Source organism: Acidobacterium capsulatum ATCC 51196, assembly GCF_000022565.1.
Classification (GTDB): Bacteria; Acidobacteriota; Terriglobia; order Terriglobales; family Acidobacteriaceae; genus Acidobacterium; species Acidobacterium capsulatum.
This window is the reverse complement of the sequence record NC_012483.1, coordinates 1145484-1165470: the sequence shown is the minus strand read 5'-3', so window position 1 is coordinate 1165470 and position 19987 is coordinate 1145484. Positions and strand designations below refer to the sequence as shown.

Here is a 19987-nt window from a genome sequence, read left to right as displayed (position 1 = left end):
GATGTGAGCGACAGCAAGCAGACGATGGGATTTGCGACGCGGGCGATTCATGCCGGGCAGGAGCCGGACCCGCTGACCGGCGCGGTGAATGTGCCGATTTATCTCACCTCGACCTATGCGCAGGAAGAGATTGGCAAGCATAAGGGTTACGAATACTCGCGCGTCTCTAACCCCACACGCGATGCGCTTGAAGTGAATATGGCCGCGCTCGAGGGCGGCACCAGCGCGCATGTGTTCGCGAGCGGCATGGCCGCCATCACGGCGCTGATCACCATGCTGCGCACGGGCGACCATGTGATCTGCGGCGAGAACGTATATGGCGGCACGCCGCGCATGTTCAACCAGATTGCAACGCGTTACGGCATCGAGTTCAGCTATGTGGACACGTCGGACCCGGAAAATGTGCGGCGGGCGATTCGTCCCACGACGCGGCTGGTGCACATTGAGACGCCGACCAATCCGCTGATGACGATTACGGATATTCGCGCCGTGGCGGACGTCTGCCACGAGCAGGGCGTGGAGTTGAGCGTGGACAACACGTTTCTAACGCCGTACTTTCAGCGGCCCATTGAGTTTGGCGCGGACATTGTGATGCACTCGACCACCAAGTTTCTGAACGGCCACAGCGACGGGCTGGGCGGCGTGCTGGTGGGCACCAAGCCGGAGCACAAAGAGACCTTTGCGTTTGTGCAGAAATGCACGGGCGGCATTTTGTCACCGTTCGAGTGCTATTTGATTCTGCGCGGCGTCAAGACGCTGGCCGTGCGCATGAAGCAGCACGATGAGAGCGGACGCAAGGTGGCGGAATATCTGGCGGCGCATCCCAAGGTGTCGCGCGTGTACTATCCGGGCCTCGCCTCTCATCCGCAGCATGCACTGGCGCAGCAGCAGGCCAGTGGTTTCGGGTCAATGATTGCCTTTGAGACCGGATCGCTCGCCAACGCCAATGCAATGCTCAAGCGGGTGAAGGTCTGCACGCTGGGCGAGTCTCTGGGGGGCGTGGAGACGCTGATTTCGCATCCGGCCACGATGACGCACGCCGCGATTGGCGAAGAGATGCGGGCGAAGCTCGGAATCACCGACGGACTGGTGCGTATCTCCGTCGGCATCGAGGATGTCGAAGACATTCTGGCCGATCTGGACCAGGCTCTGGCTGCGATTTCGTAGGGCGTTATTCGGCAGGCGGGAAGGGCGCGCGCTTCATGGCCGCGTCCCGCTGCTTGATGAGAATTTCGACCTTGCCTTCGGCCTCGGAGAGATGCTTCTGGCATTCTTCTGAGAGGCGCGTGCCTTCCTCAAAAAGCTTGATGGCTTCTTCCAGCGGCAGGTCTCCGCGCTCGAGCTGATTGACGAGCTGTTCGAGCCGCTGCAGGGATTCTTCAAAGCTAGCCAATTTGCATTCCTTCGGAGGCGGGCTGCGCCTTATCTGATTTTGACGTACCCGGCAGGATGCCCGCGAGCACTTCAGCGGCGGCTGTGTAGCGGCCAAAGGGAGCGCTGACCTGCACGCCCTCGACCATGGGGCGCGCGGTTTCGAGCATCTCCTGGGCGATGCGAATGCCCTCGGCGCGGGCCAGCTCAGGCGTGGCGGCCTGCTGCATGCGCAGCAGGATGCTGTCGGGCACGCTGACGCGCAGATCGTTCCGCATGAACTCGGCATTGCGCAGGCTGGTCAGCGGCCAGATACCGGCGATGACCGGGATGCGGAAGCCCTCGATGCGCTTGAGGAAGCTCTCAAGAATGCGCAGGTCAAAGACCGGCTGCGTGATGGCGTACTCGGCCCCTGCTTCCACCTTGTAGGCGAAGCGGCGCACTTCGTTGTCAATGTCAGGCACACCGGGGTTGGCCGCGCACCCGATGGTGAAGCCGGTGGAGGCACCGATGGGGTTTCCGCCAATGTCGAGGCCGTGATTGAGCCGCCGCACAATATTGACCAGGCCGATGGCGTCCACATCAAAAACCGCCGTGGCGTCGGGATAATTGCCGAGCTTGGGTGGGTCGCCAGTGAGGCAGAGAATGTTGCGCAGGCCGATCGAGGACGCGCCGAGCAGGTCGCTCTGGATGCTCAGGACGTTGCGGTCGCGGCAGGTGTAGTGCAGCAGCGTCTCGATGCCGGACTTCTGCTGAAGCTGGATGCAGAGGCTTTGCGCGCTCATGCGGGCTGAGGCGCGGGGTGAGTCGGGCACATTGATGACGTGCACGCCCAGGCCGGCCAGCATGGTGGCTCCGTCGATCTCCTTCTGGCAGTCAATGCCGCGGGGCGGCACGATCTCGACCATGGTGACAAAGGTGCGGTCGTGAATCATCTGGCCGAGCCGCGAGCGCTGCTCGATGGGAGCGGGGGGCGTTTCCGTTACGATGGGCGCGGAGCGGGAGTGCTGCACCGCGGCCTTCTGCGCCTCGGAGGCGCGCAGGAACGACTTCATGGCCCGGATGTGGTTGGGGGTGGTTCCACAGCAGCCGCCCAGGAACTGTACCCCGGACTTGTGAAATTTGCGGGCGAAGCTGGCCATGTACTCGGGCGAGCACAGGTAGATGTTGCGGCCGTCCACGGCGCGCGGCATGCCGGCGTTGGGCATGGCGGCCAGCGGCAGGTCAGTGGCCTCGGCCATGCACTCGATGGCGGTCAGCACGGCGGCCGGGCCGGTGCTGCAGTTGACGCCGACGGCATCGGCTCCCCAACCGGCAAGGCGGGCGGCGGCGACTTCGGGCGCGGTGCCGTCGAGGCAGCGGGATTCCTCATCGACGGTGACCATGGCGATGACGGGCAGTTCAGGCGCGACAGCGCGGGCGGCTCGAATGGCCTGCTGCGCCTCATTGAGCGCCGGCATGGTCTCGATGACGAGCAGGTCGACTCCGCCGGCGACCAGGCCCTCGATCTGCTCGGCAAAGATGGCCTGAGCTTCGTCGAGGCCGACCTTGCCCAGGGGCTCCAGGCGAACGCCGAGCGGCCCCACCGAGCCGGCGACCCAGGCATTGCCGGCCTGCTTGTCGGCCAGTTGGGCGACGGCGGCGCGGGCGATGCGGGCTCCGGCCTGGTTGATTTCGGCCACTTTGTCCTGCAGGCCATAGCGGCGCAAGCGGATGGCATTGGCCCCGAAGGTGTTGGTTTCAATGATTTCCGCCCCGGCTTGCAGGTAATCCTCATGCACGGAGCGCACCAGTTCGGGCTGCGAAAGGTTCAGCTCGTCAAAGCAGCGGTTGATGAAAATTCCGCGGGCGTACAGGCTGGTTCCCATGGCGCCGTCGCACAGGACGGGCCGGTCACCAAAGATCTCTTTTAAACGGTTATTCATCGGAGCCTTGGGGTCATGCTATGACAAGGCGGCATTGAAAGCCAGCGTTGCCATCCCTTTGTTATACTTGGCTATCCCACGCGGGTTTTGCAGAGCTGGTGAGGTTGAAGATTTTGAAGAAAAGAAGTGTCGTGCGTGTTTCTGCTCTTGTGAGCATGAGTTGTGCCCTGTGCCTGATGCTCCTGGCCTGCGGGAAAGACTTTTACATCGCGGGCCGTTCGCTGCCCCCCAGCGGGATTCTCAACCGCGTGATGTTTGCTGAGCAGAATCCGAGCGCACTGCCGTTTGTGGATGCCTATTATGACGTGCGCCACAATACCAGCGGTACAGTGGCTCAGTTCAGCATCAGCGGTTTCTCGGGCACACTGCCGGTAGCCATCCAAAACATGCCAGACCAGCAGACGGGTGCGATCAGCAGCGCTAACAGCAGCAGCCTGATCCTGGTCAACTACGCGCAGGAGAAGGTCAGCCAGACGCTTACGATTCCTGGTGGCTATGCCAACAGTGTGTTTGTCTCGCACGATTTGAACTACCTGTATGCCGCGAATGATGCGAATCACGTCGTGTCGATCTACGATTCTCCGGCCAAGGGTTCTTATGTGCTGAATCTGCCCAATGTCGATTCGATTTCGGTAAATCCGGGGGGCACGATTGCGCTGGCATTCATCAAGAACAGCGATCAGGCGGCCAGCCAGTCGACACAGAACGGCACGCCGAATGGTGACTTCTCGGTATACAGCGTGGTGAAGCTGACCCAGTCGCAGTCTCTGGCTGCGGCGAATAATCCTCATTACACCTACACCGGCCCGAACGGCGTCACCAACACCGCAGAGGACTGCGAGCCCCAGAATCTGCCTGGCTACTGTCTCTTCCCGGTCAGCACGGCCAGCGGCGCGAAATTTGATCATCCGGTCAAGGCAGTCTTCTCCTCGGATGGGTCCACGATCTACGTGCTTGATTGTGGTCCGGAGTGCGGCGGTACTGAGGCCGGAATCACGGCGATTCCTATCACGGCGCCTTCGCTGAATACCGGCAACGTTGGCGCCAGCGGCATCAACCTGACGGCGACCAGCTTTACGCCCATCCCTGACGGGGTCACCGATGCGCTCTTCAACGGCAACACCATGTATCTGGCCGGGCAGAAATGTTCGGGCACATATACTACCGGGGCTGGATGCAGCGGCCTCTTCGCCGGATATCTCACGGCGTATGACACGTCGAGCAACAGCATCACGGGTACCTACTCCATCAGCGATGGGGACCATGAAAAGATGCTGCTCGCCGATGAGAACACGCTCTGGATCGGATCGAATGACTGCAACCAGGGTGTGCGGTATGCCGCCGCAACGTCAGGCCAGAATATCCCTTATGGCTGCCTGACGATGTTCAACACTTCGAACGGCGCGGTGACGGTGGACTCCTACAAGGGCAATGCCACGGGCATTGCAGCGGTGACCAACTTCAACAAGGTCTACACGGCTGAGGGTGGCCAGGTTTACATCTACAGCACGGCCAACATGGCGCAGCTCGATAACACCAACGTGACCGTGGCCGGCACCGTGACCGATGTGGCCTATATCGACGGTGAAACCGACGCGAATAATACCGACTACTAGTTCCACTGCGAGACAATGGAAGGCACGGTGCCGCAAGCGCCGTGCCTTTCTGCTTTTTGTAAGGAGAGTGCGATGACCGAGGCTCAGTCCCATGTCCATAGCAAAGCCCAGACCGAGACCCAGGCCGATGTGCTCGCGATGGCCGCCCATCGTGACGATGTGGAGCAGACCTGCGGCGGCACCTTGTTGCGCATGCGCGCTCAGGGATACCGCACCGCCATTCTGGATATGACGCAGGGCGAGGCAGGCACGCGAGGCAACGCCGAATCGCGCGCGAAAGAAGCCGCCGCCGCCGCGCGGATTCTGGGGGCCGGATGGCGTGGTGCACTCGATATTCCCGATGGTCGTGTCGAGAATACCTATGAAAACCGGCTCAAAATTGTCGCGGTGCTGCGCCGCCTGCGCCCGCGCGTGGTGATTCTGCCTTACTGGACGGGCCGGCATCCGGACCACTACACCACGGCGACGCTCGGCTACGAGGCATGCTTTCTGGCCGGGCTGGCCAAGGTGGAAACCGATGCGCCGCCGCACCGGCCCTTCAAGATTCTCTACGCGAGCCTCTATGCCGATGTGCGGCCCAGCTTTGTGGTCGATATCACGCCGCACATCGAAGAGCGGCATCGGGCGCTGATGGCCTACACGTCGCAGTATGCCAATCAGGCGCAGGGCAGCGGACTGTTTGTGCCGGAGGAAGAGATTCGCGAACGAACGTTTGCCATGGCGCGCTACTTTGGCATGCTGGCCGGGGTGCGCTACGCCGAGCCGTTCGTTCAGAAGGAAGTTGGGCTGGTGGAGGATATTGCGATGCTGGGCGTGGCCTCGATCTAACGGCTGAGAGCAGTCTCTGGCGCGAGCTATTCAGAATCGGCCGGTTGCAGATCGACAATTTCGAGTTCCAGGCCGCCGTATTCGGGGTGCTCATTCTCGCGCAGCCGATAGGCTATGTTGAGCAGGTCATCTTCCTGAATGCCCAGCGCGGCCACGCGTTCGGCCCAGTGCCATCCCAGGGCAGAGATGCGCACGCCGCGCGGGCCGTGCGAGAGCGATAGCCGTACATGCTTCTCTTTCATGGTGCGTACGGGGCCAGCCAGGCGAACCTTGCGCGCCACGAAGACTGGCTCTTCGTTGCCCATGCCGAAAGGCTCCAGCCGCCGCAGCCATGAGAAGGCGGCGGCCGTGATGTGGTCGAGCGCCAGCTCGGCATGGCAGACCAGGGGACCGCCAAGATCCTGCTCCGTAATGCGCTCGGCCGCGTGCTCTACAAGGCGCGCGCGCAGCTCGGGTACACGTTCTGAGGGCATCGAAAAGCCAACCGCATGCGCATGGCCGCCAAACTTTGTGAACAGATCATGGCAGCTTTCGAGCGCTTCCAGCAGATGATAGCCCGTAATCGAGCGGCCTGAGCCATGCGCCTCGCCATCTTCGTGCGAAATCACGAGTGCAGGCTTGCCGGTCTGGTCCAGAATGCGGGAGGCCAGGATGCCAAGCACGCCGCGATGCCAGCCTTCGCCATCCATGACGATGCAGCGGGCTTCAGCAAAGTGCGGCTCGGCCAGCCGCTCCAGAATGCGCTCAAGGATCGCAGCCTCTGTGGCGCGGCGATCCTGATTCAGTTGCTCCAGCTTGGCGGCGAGATCGCGAGCGCGCTGCGGGTCGCGGGTGGTGAAGAGCTCCACAACTTCAGAGGCGATGTCCATGCGGCCGGCCGCGTTGATGCGCGGCGCGAGACGAAAGGCCACGTCCGTTGCGGTGATCGCTTTGCGCGCCGGATCAAGCTTGGCCTCGGTGAGCAGGGCACGCAGGCCTGCGTTGACCGGGCGGCGCAGCTCCGCGAGTCCGATGGAAACGATGGTGCGGTTTTCACCGAGCAGGGGTACGGCGTCGGCGACGGTGGCAATGGCCAGCATCTTCAAAAACGAGGGCAGAATCTTTGTGCGTGCCAGCGTGCGATCCTGCTTTTCAAGCAGAGCCTGTGACAGCTTGAAGGCCACTCCGGCTCCGCAGAGGTATTTGCAGGCGTATTCACACCCGGGTTGATTGGGATTGAGCACGGCGAGCGCACGGGGAATGCCGGTGCCGTCCTCGGGCAGATGGTGGTCGGTGACGATCAGGTCCAGGCCCAGTTCCGCGGCGGCCTCGGCGGCGGCAAAGGCGCGAATGCCTGTATCCACGCTGATGACCAGGCGCACGCCATCGGCCGCGGCCGACTCCAGAATCTCGCGCTGCATGCCGTAGCCCTCGCGCAGGCGATGCGGCACATGAAAGCGCACGGTGCCGCCCAACCGCTCGATGGCCGTCTTGAGCAGTACGGTTGCGGTAGTGCCGTCTACGTCATAGTCGCCGTAGATCAGCATGGTTTCATGGCGCGCAGCGGCTTGCTCGATGCGGGCAACGGCCTCGGCCATTCCGCGCATGGAGTAGGGATCGAGCAGGTCATCGAGGCTGGGCGCAAGAAAGGCCCGGGCCGCCTCTGCCGAGCTGGCGCCGCGTGCGGCCAGCAACTCGGCGATCAGCAGTGGCAGACGGGCTTCACGGGCCAGAGCCGCGGCCACTGCAGGGTCCACGGCGTCAAGAAGCCAGCGCCGGGAGGAGCCGCGCCGCGAGGGCGCCTGAGTGAATTGCTGCGTGCTCACAGCCTCGCGTCTTCGTCGGAGTCTTCATCGTCTTGCTCGAAGATGATGTCGCTGAAGTCTTCCAGGGCTTCGATCAGCTCCTGATAGCGCTCATACCAGGCTGTGGTGCTTTCATGCAGAAACATCATGCCCTGATGCGCAAAGCCAAGCTGAATGTAGCCAATCTTGCCCACATGGGCGAGCAGCGCCTGCGCTTCCTCAACGTCACCGGTCTCAGATTCGGGGAAGTTGACTTCCTGCAGATGCTCCAGCAGCAGTTCCGCGTCGATGCGCTCGAGCACAACCTCAGCCATGGTGAGAAACGGGGCGCCCGCGGCTTTGGCGGTTTCCACAAACTCTTTCCAGCCATCAGCATTCTCTTCGTCTTCCCACAGGATTGCAGGAACCTCTTCGCCGGCGTGCGCAGGAATGCGGCGCATGCCGTGTCCTGCGATGTAAGCGATCATGTCGTCTTTGAGCGTCAGTAAATTATCGTGATTCATAGTCTCGCCTCTATTTTCGCAGACTATTGCCCCCGTGCCTCGCAGAGTGATGGCAGCTATTGCCTGATCCTGGCGGGGCCGTCATTCGAGGCAGTCCGGGTCGCTGTGCTATATTTTGAAACAAGATACATGATCTTTTCCCGTGAATACGTCGGCTACCTCGCCCGCCGCGCCGTCCAGCACCTCATCGACGCAAAGATGATCAGCACCGACAAGGTGAAGCAGGTCGAGGAGCGTGTCTACCAGGCGATGCTCGAGGAGCTCTCGCTCGAAGACCGCATCAATGAAGAGGTGCGCGTCATTCTCGAGGCTTACCAGGAAGAGATGCGCCGCACCGGCGCCAGTTACCCGGAGATGTTCAAGAAGGTAAAGATGGAACTCGCCCGGAAATACAAGGCGGTGCTGTGAGAATTTCCCGCGACAAGCTGAATAAACTGGCCCACACCGTGGCCGACACCCTGGCCGAGATCGACGAAGTCGAGTTCAAGGAAGACCGCAATACCATTCGCCAGGAAGCTCGCAAGGCCATGGAGCAGGAACTGCTCGAAGAGATGAAGATTGACGCCGCGGCGCGGAAGAAGATTGAGTCGCAGCGGAAGATCATCCTGGAAGGCAGCCAGGAGTGGGACATTCTGTATCGCAAGTACTACACCGATGAAGTGAAGAAGCTGGGCATCGACCACTAAGGTCAGCCGGAATTGTGCCGCATCCCTGGCGCAACTGCCTCTTTTCACAACAAAGATTCTGCTATACTTAGAGAGTTGCTCCGGTTCCGGAGCGAACTCCAGCCCTCATGGCGCTATGGTGTAATTGGTTAACACGCCGCCCTCTCAAGGCGGAGAGTTCGGGTTCGATCCCCGATAGCGCTACCAAAATCTCACTAAATATTTCCCGATAGTCGCAGTCTTCGCGGCATCTTTTGCCTCTTTGCAAACTTCAATGGCTATGGCTTGCCAGAAGCAGCAAAGCCGGCAAAATGCTGCCGGCTCTGCTGCTGAATGAGTAATGGACTCAGGCAACCTTTGCGGTCTTCTCCCGGTCTCGCTTGTCTCGCTCCTCGGCGGCCTTGCCGATGTACTCGCCCACCGGGGTGGAATCGTACTGAGAGCGTCTTTCTGTGCCGGGCTGGGGATTGTAGGGCTTTGCGTCGAGCCCCTTGCCGCCGTTGATTTCTGATTCCACCGGATGCAGGCCGTGGGCGCTGTTCCACGGGCCACGGAAGTCGCTTTCTCCGTACTGATTTTCTCCGGTCGAGGCGTTAAAGTACTGGTCCACCAGGCCGGGCGTAGGCTCTGTGATCCCGATCGAGAACGGTGGTTTTTCCATGCTTTCGAGCGCCGCGCTGAAGGCTCGCAAGTGGGTGATTTCACGTGTCATCAGAAACTGCAGAGCCTGCCGTGACCCTACATCTTGCGTGAAGCCGATGAGGCGTTCGTAAACGATTTTGGCGCGCGCCTCGGCCGCAATGTTGCTGCGCAGGTCCACGGCCAGATCGCCGGTGATCTTCAAATAGTTGCCCGTCCACGCGTTCCCCATGGAATCAAAGAGCGCGACTCCGCCGCCGCCGGCGATGGCAACGAGGGGATCGGCATCGGCCGCCTCGCGCTCGCTTTTGAGCGGCTTGAGATGCATGCGGATGAGCGCGCCAACGATCTCGAGGTGGCTCAGCTCTTCGGTCCCGATATCCATCAGGAGATCTTTGCGGCCGGGGTCTTCACAGTTCATACCCTGAATGGAATACTGCATGGCGGCAGCCAACTCACCATTGGCTCCGCCGAACTGCTCCAGCAGCATGCGTCCAAACCGGGGATCGGGTTCGCCGACTTCGACGGTATACATCAACTTCTTCACGTGGTGATACATGACTTCTCCCAAGGGTAGCTAAAGTTGTGGTTTGCAGGCGCCGAAACCGTTTGCCCGCACACAGAGGTCTGTGGCGGGGCAAGCGGCAGTTACGCAGCGGTGCGCTTGACGCTGCGCTCCAGGAATTGATTCAGAAGATCCTCCAGCTCATCGCGGGTCTCTTCCTCTTCTCCCAGCGTTTCTTCGAGCAGAGTTACGGCCTCCTTCATTCCAAGAGCGGTGGCCACTGTGATGGCCCAGGTATAGCCGGCGATCTCATAGTGCTCCACGCGAGAGGCGGCACCGATAAGGCCGACATCGTAGGAGTCGCCGCTCTCGTCTTCGTTGAGGACTTCTTTTCCCTCTTCGAGAATTCCTTCCATGCCCTTGCAGTCCTTGCCTGTGGGCTTCTGATCCAGTTGTTCAAAGATCTTTTTCAGGCGTTCCACATGCTCTTCTGTCTGGGCGAGGTGCTGTGAAAAGCCATTCTTCAGCTCCTCATTTTTTGCATGCTTGATCAGTTTGGGGAGTGCTTTCACAATTTGGTTTTCTGCGCTGTACAGACTGCGCAGCTCTTCCAGCATCACATCGTGCAGGCTCATACGGTGTTTCCTTTCGGAGGAGTAAGAACTGTCTTTTTACTTCGATGGAACCCTGCGATCGACGCTGTGTCGGCTGGCCGACCGTTACGGCAACAAACCTTTGGTGTGACCCCATGACGTACGCGCTCAGCAATGTTCTGCTCGATATGCTGCCTGTTGAAACCGTCCGTTCACTTTCCTCCCAACTGATGCGCGTGCCTCTGCCGGCGCAAACCATTCTGTACGAGGAAAATGAAACTCCCCAATACGCGCATTTTCTGACTTCAGGGATCGCCTCAGCGGTGAACATCATGTCGGACGGCCAGAGGGTGGAAGTGGCCGTGGTGGGCCGTGAAGGTGCACCACAGGGGATCCATCTGCTTGCTCCAATCTCTGTGCCGACACGCTGTTTCATGCAGATTGCGGGGACTGCGCTGCGCATGGATTACCGCGTGCTCCTGCGCATGCAGGCGAAAGACGAGCATCTTCGCCGGGCGCTGCTCGCGTATGCGCAATATCAGAACTTGATCACAGCCCAGTTCGTGGCCTGCGGCCGTTTACACGGAGTGAGGGAGCGGCTGGCACGGAGGCTGCTGATGTTGCAAGATCGCATGGGAGATGGCGTGCTGAAGCTCACGCAGGCATCGCTGGCCGGAACTCTGGGAGCTCAGCGAACCACGGTGACAGAAGTATGCGGCGAATTGGAACACAAAGGCATCCTGGCCCATGAGCGCGGCACACTGCGAATCCTGCAACGATCTGCGCTTGAGGCGGCCAGTTGCGAGTGCTACCGTGTGACTCGCCGACTGCTGGATTCACTCTATGCGGAGGCGGGCCAGCGGGTGAATTATCCTGCCGCGGGATGAATGCTTGATTCTTATGCGGCTGTGCGATTGCTCATCTCGCTGTGCCAAACCATGCGTTGTGGCCTGTGCGCAGGTCGTATCCCCAGGTGAGGAGGACCCGGGTGCCGAGCACGGTGATGCGGGCTTCGAGTCCGGTATCAAACATCCAGCGATTGCTGGCGAGACCGCTTGTGGGAGCGGCCATGCGACCGACGTCAAAAAGTGGGCCTGCCTGAATGCGAATGAGGCCGTTGCTGTAGATGCGGCGATAGAAATCGCTGTTGGTGAGCAAATAGCGGGTGCCAAGGGGAGCGCTGCCTTTGCGGCCACCACGCACGCCAATGTCGCCGCGCAACCACAGGTTGTTGTCGCGCTCTACGCCAAGCATAAACAGTTCATCGAAGGGTGATGCGCCAAGTAGTCCGCCGCCACGCACCTGCTGCGTGATCTCCCATCGATCAGAGTTCTGTGATGGCAACCAGCGCAGGCGCGCCGAGCCCTGCAGCTTTTCAAAAACTTGCGACGAGGATTGTGACCAGAGGCGCGCTATTTGTGAATGCGCGGAAGTGGTCACCGCGAGGCGATGCTGGGGCAGGTCGATGGGCTTACCGGATATCGAAAGCAGATACTTCAACTCGGTGCCCGGCAGCACTATGTTTGTGTTGAGCGCGCTGCCGCGCTGCACGTCGCGGTACGTGCGATGCGAAAGCTCCGCCCCCGTGGCCCACTGCCAGCGTCCGCTCACAATGTCTGTGACGAGAAATGCGGCGGCCTGCTTCTGAAGATTCAAAGAGCCGAGCACCGGAGCATAGCCGGTGAAAGACCGGCGGATCGCCCAGTTTTCGTTGCGCGCGTCAAAACTAATTTGCCACCGCCGTTGTGGCAAATCGTGCAATGGTCCTGAGACATTGACCCAGGCGCGCCGTTTTTGACTATCCCACCGGAGTAGGGACGTGACATTGATCGCCGAGCGATGGATGTTGAAGTAGGACGGATAAATCGTCTGGTACGGCACACCACTCAGAATGGACAAGGCGCTCTGCAGACGGCTGTTTCCGAATCCATTTTGCTCGACAGCATGAAAGTCTGCATCGAAAGAACCGTCCGGGCGAGGGCTGAGCGCAATTCTGTATGCGGGAAAGATGCCGAGTCCATGGAGGCGCGCTTCTGTCGTCTCAAATTGCCGGCGGGTAAGCAATGAATGCGGCGAAAAGGTAAAGGCGCGTCCCAGAATGAGAGGGCGAATTCTTAGATCGGGATCGAAATTAAGATCATGTATCTGCGGCCTGTGCACGCGGTTCCAGTACAACAGCGCCGCAGGCAGATTGCCCATGAGGTAGTAGACCGTACCGGCGAAATTATTTGCATATTGGTCGGTGGGATCGATCTGCAAAGCGCGGCGCAACCAGTGCGCTGCTCGTGGATATCGCTTCTGCTCAAAGGCCACGCCCGCCAGTTCTTCAGGGAACCGCTTTTGCGCCGGGCATAGATTTTCGCCTGCCTTGAGCGCCGAGGAGGCCGGTTGCCACTGCTTTTGATGCGCCAAGGCCATGCCGCGGGCGAAGTCCGCGTCTGCCTGGCGCGCGGAGCACTGTGCTTGTAACCGAAACGGTAACAATATAAACGCTGCCCCGAAAAGCAGAGGCAGAATGGCTCTTGTGGCTCTGTTCATAAGCGCTGGCAGGTCACGAGGATGCCGGGCGAGGTACGGCAAGCAGCATCCATTGGTGAGTAGCGCTCCAGTCTTTCTCAAATTCTTCACGGCCCTCGGGCAGCAGCTTCCGCTCTTCCGGATCATTCATCAGGATCTGGCCCTTTACCGGATCGACGCCGACAATCACTACGTAATGTAGCGCGTGCTGCGCAGGCGGCCGCAGGGCGACAATGAGCGGCCGTCCCTTCTGTAACTGCTCCTGGAGCAATTGCCAGTTTCCCTGCACTCCAAAGACGAGAAAGCCGTGCTGGTGCAGATAGGCTTCCAGCGCTCCGGGAGTGGCTCCATGCCTCCGTCGCGAAAAAACCTGTTTCTGGATGACTGCAACCTCAGCGTCCGCGCTCGTAGACTGGTGCTGCTGCGCAGCCCAATACTGCATCACCATGGCTACCGAGGCGGCTCCGCAGCCGTCCCGCGGCTGTGCGACAAAGGGAACGTTGATCCAGATGGCGCGAGACGCAGACGAACTGAGGGCGAAGAAAAGGAGCAGCAGCGCTGCTCCTTTTGTCAGCATCATCGTTTAGTGAACCGCAACCAGAATGACGACAATCAAGAGCACGATGATCAACAGCAGCATCTGGCTGGTGGTGAGTGCGCCGGCGGCAAACTGTTGTTGAGCGTGCGAGGCGCGCGCAGACAGGTTTGCGAGTTCAGAACTCGACAGCGTTGGAATGGCCTTCTGAATCTGTTCGGGACTTACCTGCTCCACCTGCATAGCGCGGTGGGCCAGAGGGGTGGCAAAGAATTTTTGTACTGTCTGGATATTCTGCTGCCGCGCATTGGATTGTGACTGTACCTTCTGCTGCAACACCTGGCTGCTGACAATGTGATCACTGGTTTGCGCCTTGAGCGGCAGCGCCAGCATGGGAATCATCATGAGGACGGCAAGCGCACGCAGGTATTGCTTGCGCAGATTGGATTGGGGCATCGGTTCCTCCCGAAAATAGGTCAATATCGAAGGCTAGATGCCTATGGGTTCCAGTGAGTTGCCACAACCTTGCCGAACCCGCCGTTCTCTCTTTCTTACCCGCTAGTCGTTGACCATTTCTATGAGATCGCCGACCTTGCGCCGGTTTTCCACGGGATGCCGGAGCGGCAGGCGCATATTCACCGTGTAGGTATTGCGGCGTCCGCGCTTGACGACAGAGAGAACGCCGTATTCCTGGAGATCATCCACGATACGCTGCACGGCGCGTTCGGTGATGCCCACTTGCTGGGCTACATCACGCATGCGGCTTTCCGGATCGCGCGCAATCAGCAGAAGAACATGCGAATGGTTGGTAAGAAACGTCCAGGGAGCCTTGCTGTTGGATGCCGGAGCCGCTGCTGATGCCGATGCAGGGGCCGCCACCGGCTTCGGGGTTCTCACCGCTTTGATGGACTTGCTCACAGCAGAAGGCGCTTTCTTTTTCAAAGGCATAGGTGCTCGCTCAATGACGATTTGCAATACACGACATATATATCGTATATTGAGAATCGTTGGTTGTTCATAGTTTATCGCTGGAGGTATTACCAAGTGCATTCTCCGTCCACTGATCTGGAGCAGGCCGAACTCGCCCAGGATTCCAAGCTGACTCCCATTCCTGTCACAGTAGCCGCCGGCGATGGCATCGGCCCCGAGATCACGGCCGCGGTTATGTCCATTCTCTCCGCTGCCGGTGCTCATCTGGATGCGGAGTATGTAGAAGTCGGCGAGCAGGTTTATCTGCGCGGCAACACTTCGGGCATTCCGCAGGAGGCCTGGGACTCGATCGCGCGGACGCGCGTCATGCTGAAGGGGCCGATTACGACTCCGCAGGGCGGCGGTTACAAGTCGCTGAATGTGACGATGCGCAAGACACTGGGTTTGTATGCGAATGTGCGCCCCTGTCGCACCTACAAGCCTATCGTCACGACGCGGCACCCCGACATGGATGTGGTGATTGTCCGCGAGAACGAGGAAGACCTATATGCCGGCATTGAGCATCGCCAGACGCAGGACGTGGCACAGTGCCTCAAGCTGATCACGCGCAGCGGTTCTGAGCGCATCGCGCGCTATGCCTTTGAGTATGCCCGCCAGCATGGCCGCTCCAAGATCACGTGCATGATCAAGGACAACATCATGAAGCTGACCGATGGGCTTTTCCATCGCGTCTTCGATGAGGTTGCGCGCGAGTATCCCGAGATTCAGGCTCATAGCCAGATCGTGGACTTTGGCATGGCCAACTTTGTGCATCGTCCTGAAGATTACGATGTCGTGCTGCTGCCCAATCTGTATGGCGACATCCTCTCTGACATTGCGGCGCAGATGACGGGTTCGGTGGGCCTGGGCGGCTCGGTCAATATCGGTTCGGGCGGAGCGATCTTTGAGGCCATCCATGGTTCGGCGCCTGACCTGGCGCGCGATGTGGCCAATCCCTCAGGGCTGCTGCTGGCGGCGGTGGAGATGCTGCGCCACCTCAAGCTGGATTCAATTGCCGCGAAGGTCATGAATGCATGGCTCTGCACACTGGAAGAGGGCATTCATACTGTGGACATCGCGGGTGCTCACACCAAGGAGCGCGCTGGTACGCGGCGCTTCACCGAGGCCGTGATTGAGCGCCTCGGGCGGCGTCCTGTGCAGTTGGCTGCCGTGGATGAGCCTGCCACTCAGAGCACGGAGCCGCTCGAAACAGGTGTCTCTGCAAACCCGACGTCCGTGCTCAACACGCCGGTCGAGAAAAAGACGCTTGTGGGCGTGGATGTGTTCGTTGACGAGGCAGGTGTGTTGCCCGACGCGCTGGCGGCGAAGCTGCAGGCCGCGTCTACCGGCGAGTTCACGCTGAAGATGATTACCAATCGCGGGGTAAAAGTATGGCCCAATGGACGGGAAGAAACGCTCTGCACCGACCACTGGCGCTGCCGGTTTGAGGGAGCCAATCCCAGGAACGCGGACGTCGCCGGCCTGCTCGCAAATCTGGCTCATGCCGGTATTGATTTCATCAAAACCGAGCAGCTCTACAACTTTGACGGAAAGCCAGGCTACTCTCTCGGTCAGGGACAGTAAGGCTTCACTGTACAAATGAAATGCAGAAAGGGGCCACGGCATGCGTGAAGCGCAGCCATGGCCCTTGCTGCAGGGGCGAATTTTCCTCGCTGGCGTTACACTTCTTTTCATGAGGAAAATTGCCTGCCTGGCTATTGCATCCAGTCTTGTATTCGCCTCCTGCGCACTTGCGCAGGAGCAGCCGCAACCGCAACCCCAGCCGGTTCCGATGCCTCCCCCCATTCCCCAGCCGCTCGACAAGCCTTATGTGGGGCCGGTGAAGCTCGATGTGAACATCACCAATCTCACTGACCGTGTGGAGCATGTGCACGAGGTGATTCCGGTCGTGCCGGGCGCAAAGCAGATGATTCTGCTTTACCCGCAGTGGCTGCCGGGCGATCACGAGCCTGATGGCCCCATCAAGATGCTGGGCGGCATCATCACGACCGTCGATGGCCAGCGAGTGCAATGGGTGCGAGACCGCGTCCACATGTACGCGTTCCATATTCCGCTAACGCCGGGGGCCAAGACCGTTGGGGTGGACTTTGACTACCTCTCGCCCATCAAGCCCAGCGCGGGCCGCATTGAGATGGACCAGAATCTGGCCGATCTTGAGTGGAACGAAGTGCTCATGTATCCGGCAGGATACTTTTCGCGCGACATTCCTTTTGATGTGACGTTGCACCTGCCGGATGGATGGAAGTATGCCACCGCGCTCGAAACGGCGTCAGATCACGGCAGCACGGTGAAATTCCAGCAGACTCCGCTGAACACTCTGGTAGATTCGCCGCTCTACGCCGGCCGCTACTATGCACGTTTTGACCTGTCGCCGACCAAGACCGACATGGTGCATCTGAACATCTTCGCGGACAAGCCCGAAGACTTGAAGATGACTCCCGAAGAGCTGCAGCTTCACAAGAACCTTACCCTGCAGGAAGACAAGCTCTACGGCTCGCACCACTACAAGCACTATGACTTTCTGCTGCTGTTGAGCAACAAGGTCGGCGGCGTTGGCCTGGAGCATCACCAGTCCAGCGAAGACGGATTAGGCGAAGACTACCTGACCGACTGGAAGGATGGCGTGCTGGAGCGCGATCTGCTCGCGCATGAGTCCACGCACTCGTGGAATGGCAAGTTCCGCCGTCCCAACGATCTTTGGACCCCGAACTTCAACGTGCCCATGCGCGACAATCTGCTGTGGGTATATGAAGGCATGACACAGTATTGGGGCAATGTGTTGACGGCTCGCGCCGGGATGCGGACCCCCGAGCAGACGCGCGATATCTTTGCGCGCGTGGCCGCTGGCTTTGAGGCCAGCAAGGGCCGCGACTGGCGGCCTCTGGTGGATACGACGAATCAGCCCATCATCTCGCAGCGCACTCCAGTGAGCTGGGTGAGCTGGCAGCGCCCAGAGGACTACTACACCGAAGGCGAGCTGATCTGGCTGTCAGTGGACACAAAGATTCGCCAATTGACCGACGATAAGAAGTCGCTCGACGACTTCTGCAAGAAGTTTCTGGGCGTCTACAACGGCAGCATGATCACCGATCAGTATGACTTTCAAGACATCGTGAATGACCTGAACGCAGTCGCTCCCTATGACTGGGCCAAGTTCCTGCGCACGCGCATCTACGATCTGCATCCGCAGGTGCCCGAGGGCGGCATCACTCGCGGCGGCTACAAGCTGGTCTACAACGACACGCCGATCGAGTGGGAGCAGACAGAGTTTGCGAAGTATGGCTTCGCGGACTTTTCCACTTCGCTGGGCCTTTCCGTTGGCGCGCCTCATGGTGGCGGCGCAGCCATGATCGGCAACGTCTGGTGGGGAAGCCCGGCCTTCAAGGCGGGTCTGGTTCCTGACACGCAACTGGTCTCAGTGAATGGCGAGGCCTATACCGCCAAGGGACTGCGGGAAGCTATTCTCGCGGCGGAGAAGGATCACAAGCCGATTGAGATCCAGTACCGTCGCGGCAAGGACTACAAGACGGTCTCGATTCCATACTACGGTGGTCTGCGCATTCCGCACCTGGAGCGCGTGGACGGCAAGACGGATTACCTTGACCAGATTCTTGCTCCCAGCAAGAGCCCGCTGCCGAAGTTCTAACAGCGGCATCTTAACCGTAACGGCTGTTCCGCGCAGGCGGGGCAGCCGTTTTGCTTCGCAGAGGAGAAACAGGGATGAAGCGGCTCTTCACCGGCATTGCGATTCCCGCAGCGGAGGTGCCTGAATTGCTGGAGTGCTCCGAAGCGCTGGCCGCGCAGCACGGTCAGTTGCGTTGGAGCGAACGCAACGGGTGGCATGTGACGCTGCAGTTTTATGGCATGGTGACAACCGCGCAGGAAGCCTGTTTGCGGCAGGCGTTGGCGCAGGTGCGCGGCAGTTTGTCGTCGCTGCAGATTCGCGGAATCGGCTTCTTTGAGCGCGCCGGCGTGCTGCTGGCCGAGGTGCAGCCCAATGCCGATCTGGATGCGCTGCAGCGCGCGGTCGTCAAGGTGAGCCGCGCTTGCGGATTTCTGCCGGAGGAGCGGCCATATCATCCGCACGTGACACTGGCGCGCCGCCGCAGCCGCCGCGATCAGGCCGAGTGGCAGGAAATTCTGAGCCGGACATTGCCCCATTTTCAGGAGCATCCATCCGGCTCAGTGAAGGTGTCAGAGTTTGTGCTTTACGAGTCGGTGCCGGGGCCGGCTGGCTCGCGCTACGAGGTCATGGAACGGTTTCTGCTGCGCGGTTAGTGTGCGGCGTTGGCGTGCAACCCCAGCGCCTGCAGATAGCCTTGGTTGACCCTTTCATTCTGATAGCGAATGTTCTTTAACAGGCCCGCGAAGGCTGCGTCGATGTCCGCCTGCGGAGGCCGCGCGGCTTCGAGGGCCTTGGAGTTGCCGGTACTCTGCGGCAGCTTGGCGTAGGCAACAATCTCATCCCAGTGAGGCGGCCGCGCAAAGTCTACGACGCTCGATGTGGCATCCATCTTCTTGTACGGCCAGAAGCACCAGCCCACATCGTTGGCGTTGAGGGTGTTCACAAACTGCGCAATCCACGCATCCTTGTTTTCGCCCGACTCACCCAACCAGATGGGCACATGATTCTTCGCGCGAAAATCCAGATACTTCTGGATGGACGCCTTGACTGGCGGCATCCAGTAGGCGTGGAAAGTGTACATAAGATTTGAGTCAAACGGAGGCCCGAAGATCGAGAAATTCGTGTCCCACTGTGCGCCCCCCACAATCAGTACGTGGTGCGTGTCTACGCTGCGAATGCCCGCGGCAACTTTCTTGTAGACCGGCTCAAGGTCCTTGTTGAACTTCTCAATGCTGGGGTAGTTTGCGATGGGTTCGTTGAGCAGGTCATAGCCGAGTACGGCGGGATTGTTCTTGTAGCGGTTGGCGATGCGCGTCCACACCGAAACCAGTTCGTTCTGCTCTTCCACGCTCGAGTAAAGCCAGGGGTAATTCCACGCATTGTCGATGTTCGCGCCGGTTTGACCGCCGGGCGCATCATGCATGTCGATGATGACGTAGATGCCTTCCTGCTGGCACCACTGCACCAGTTGATCGAGCAACTGGAAGCCAGCGGAGTTATCGGTGGTGAAGAATTCGTAGTCAATCGGCACGCGCACTGAGTTGAAACCGGCGCGCTTCAGAAAGGCAATATCTTTGCGGGTGATGTAGGCTTCGCGATACTTCTGCCAGAAGACCTTGGCCTGGTCAGGCCCCAGCAGCGACCTGGTCAGGTCATAAATTTCGCGCGGGGCCTGCGGGCCGCCGTCGAAGTGAAACATATATCCTTCCGGCTCAAACCAGTTGCCGAGGTTGATGCCGCGCAGATGCAGCGGTGCTCCCTGGCCATCCACGAGCTGCGTGCCCTGCGTGTGCACAAACCCCGTCATGGCCATGGCGGGCAGAGAAAACATCAGCAACAACAACGAAGAACAGATTCTTTTCATCCTCGAACTCCTTCACAACCAAATGCC

Annotated in this window: 20 protein-coding genes and 1 tRNA gene; 10 read left to right on the top strand and 11 right to left on the bottom strand. The window is 59.8% G+C overall.

Going from position 1 to position 19987, the window contains the following annotated elements; genetic code table 11:
• Positions 1-3: 3 nt before the first annotated feature.
• The gene (locus tag ACP_RS04800; protein ID WP_041839295.1) at positions 4-1167 is read left to right on the top strand and encodes a trans-sulfuration enzyme family protein; all 1164 of its coding nucleotides are present in this window, start codon (positions 4-6) and stop codon (positions 1165-1167) included.
• A 4-nt stretch (positions 1168-1171) separates the two neighbouring features.
• Here ACP_RS04800 and xseB read toward each other — a convergent pair whose 3' ends face one another.
• Both xseB and ACP_RS04790 read right to left on the bottom strand, forming a co-directional pair.
• Positions 1172-1393 (bottom strand): exodeoxyribonuclease VII small subunit, encoded by a 222-nt coding sequence (gene xseB / locus ACP_RS18035; RefSeq protein ID WP_015896164.1) that lies wholly within the window; start codon positions 1391-1393, stop codon positions 1172-1174.
• The gene (locus ACP_RS04790) at positions 1386-3296 is read right to left on the bottom strand and encodes a bifunctional homocysteine S-methyltransferase/methylenetetrahydrofolate reductase (protein WP_015896163.1); all 1911 of its coding nucleotides are present in this window, start codon (positions 3294-3296) and stop codon (positions 1386-1388) included. Before ACP_RS04790 ends, xseB begins: the two co-directional genes overlap by 8 nt.
• A gap of 176 nt (positions 3297-3472) precedes the next feature.
• On the opposite strand from ACP_RS04790, the gene ACP_RS04785 reads away from it, so the two are divergent.
• Both ACP_RS04785 and bshB1 read left to right on the top strand, forming a co-directional pair.
• Complete coding sequence (locus ACP_RS04785; RefSeq protein WP_041839294.1) at positions 3473-4912, top strand: hypothetical protein; 1440 nt, start codon at positions 3473-3475, stop codon at positions 4910-4912.
• 72 nt (positions 4913-4984) lie between these two features.
• Positions 4985-5740, top strand: a complete 756-nt coding sequence (bshB1, locus tag ACP_RS04780; RefSeq protein WP_015896161.1) for a bacillithiol biosynthesis deacetylase BshB1 — start codon at positions 4985-4987, stop codon at positions 5738-5740.
• Between the two features lie 26 nt (positions 5741-5766).
• Here the strand turns inward: bshB1 and recJ are convergent, their stop codons facing one another.
• Positions 5767-7545 carry a single-stranded-DNA-specific exonuclease RecJ gene (gene recJ / locus ACP_RS04775; RefSeq protein ID WP_015896160.1) on the bottom strand — a complete coding sequence of 593 codons (1779 nt, stop codon included), beginning with the start codon at positions 7543-7545 and terminating at the stop codon, positions 5767-5769.
• Entirely contained in the window at positions 7542-8027 is a 486-nt protein-coding gene (locus ACP_RS04770; protein ID WP_015896159.1) for a hypothetical protein, read from the bottom strand. The genes recJ and ACP_RS04770 overlap by 4 nt, the downstream gene beginning before the upstream one ends.
• Positions 8028-8156: 129 nt before the next feature.
• On the opposite strand from ACP_RS04770, the gene ACP_RS18680 reads away from it, so the two are divergent.
• The 3 genes from ACP_RS18680 to ACP_RS04755 all read left to right on the top strand — a co-directional run bounded on the left by ACP_RS18680 (position 8157) and on the right by ACP_RS04755 (position 8899).
• Complete coding sequence (locus ACP_RS18680) at positions 8157-8435, top strand: DUF507 family protein (RefSeq protein WP_041839293.1); 279 nt, start codon at positions 8157-8159, stop codon at positions 8433-8435.
• A complete protein-coding gene (locus ACP_RS18675; protein ID WP_015896157.1) occupies positions 8432-8713 on the top strand; it encodes a DUF507 family protein in 282 nt (93 codons plus the stop codon). The genes ACP_RS18680 and ACP_RS18675 overlap by 4 nt, the downstream gene beginning before the upstream one ends.
• 109 nt (positions 8714-8822) lie before the next feature.
• A tRNA-Glu gene (locus ACP_RS04755) sits at positions 8823-8899 on the top strand.
• A gap of 139 nt (positions 8900-9038) precedes the next feature.
• On the opposite strand, the gene ACP_RS04750 is transcribed toward ACP_RS04755, so the two are convergent.
• Together ACP_RS04750 and ACP_RS04745 are read right to left on the bottom strand one after the other, a co-directional pair.
• Positions 9039-9890, bottom strand: coding sequence for a manganese catalase family protein (locus ACP_RS04750; protein ID WP_015896156.1), 852 nt, complete (start codon positions 9888-9890; stop codon positions 9039-9041).
• An 89-nt stretch (positions 9891-9979) separates the two neighbouring features.
• A complete protein-coding gene (locus ACP_RS04745) occupies positions 9980-10471 on the bottom strand; it encodes a ferritin-like domain-containing protein (RefSeq protein ID WP_015896155.1) in 492 nt (163 codons plus the stop codon).
• 44 nt (positions 10472-10515) lie between these two features.
• On the opposite strand from ACP_RS04745, the gene ACP_RS04740 reads away from it, so the two are divergent.
• Complete coding sequence (locus ACP_RS04740; protein WP_015896154.1) at positions 10516-11316, top strand: Crp/Fnr family transcriptional regulator; 801 nt, start codon at positions 10516-10518, stop codon at positions 11314-11316.
• Between the two features lie 31 nt (positions 11317-11347).
• Here ACP_RS04740 and ACP_RS04735 read toward each other — a convergent pair whose 3' ends face one another.
• The 4 genes from ACP_RS04735 to ACP_RS04720 form a co-directional block, all read right to left on the bottom strand.
• Complete coding sequence (locus tag ACP_RS04735; protein ID WP_169305915.1) at positions 11348-12841, bottom strand: tetratricopeptide repeat protein; 1494 nt, start codon at positions 12839-12841, stop codon at positions 11348-11350.
• A gap of 139 nt (positions 12842-12980) precedes the next feature.
• Positions 12981-13526, bottom strand: a complete 546-nt coding sequence (locus ACP_RS04730) for a C39 family peptidase (protein ID WP_015896152.1) — start codon at positions 13524-13526, stop codon at positions 12981-12983.
• Positions 13527-13529: 3 nt separating this feature from the next.
• Positions 13530-13937, bottom strand: coding sequence for a hypothetical protein (locus tag ACP_RS04725; protein ID WP_015896151.1), 408 nt, complete (start codon positions 13935-13937; stop codon positions 13530-13532).
• A 102-nt stretch (positions 13938-14039) separates the two neighbouring features.
• Positions 14040-14399, bottom strand: a complete 360-nt coding sequence (locus ACP_RS04720; protein WP_202944490.1) for a helix-turn-helix transcriptional regulator — start codon at positions 14397-14399, stop codon at positions 14040-14042.
• Positions 14400-14525: 126 nt separating this feature from the next.
• Between ACP_RS04720 and ACP_RS04715 the strand changes: the two genes are divergently transcribed.
• The 3 genes from ACP_RS04715 (at position 14526) to thpR (ending at position 18749) form a co-directional block, all read left to right on the top strand.
• Complete coding sequence (locus ACP_RS04715) at positions 14526-16034, top strand: NADP-dependent isocitrate dehydrogenase (protein ID WP_015896150.1); 1509 nt, start codon at positions 14526-14528, stop codon at positions 16032-16034.
• 208 nt (positions 16035-16242) lie between these two features.
• Positions 16243-18117, top strand: coding sequence for a M61 family metallopeptidase (locus ACP_RS04710; protein WP_238525655.1), 1875 nt, complete (start codon positions 16243-16245; stop codon positions 18115-18117).
• Positions 18118-18191: 74 nt separating this feature from the next.
• On the top strand, positions 18192-18749 hold the full coding sequence (thpR, locus tag ACP_RS17190) for an RNA 2',3'-cyclic phosphodiesterase (RefSeq protein ID WP_015896148.1): 558 nt from the start codon (positions 18192-18194) through the stop codon (positions 18747-18749).
• On the opposite strand, the gene ACP_RS04700 is transcribed toward thpR, so the two are convergent.
• Positions 18746-19960: a glycoside hydrolase family 5 protein gene (locus tag ACP_RS04700; RefSeq protein WP_015896147.1), complete on the bottom strand. Its 1215-nt coding sequence runs from the start codon at positions 19958-19960 to the stop codon at positions 18746-18748. The two genes, thpR and ACP_RS04700, sit on opposite strands and share 4 nt — an antisense overlap.
• Between the last annotated feature and the right edge of the window lie 27 nt (positions 19961-19987).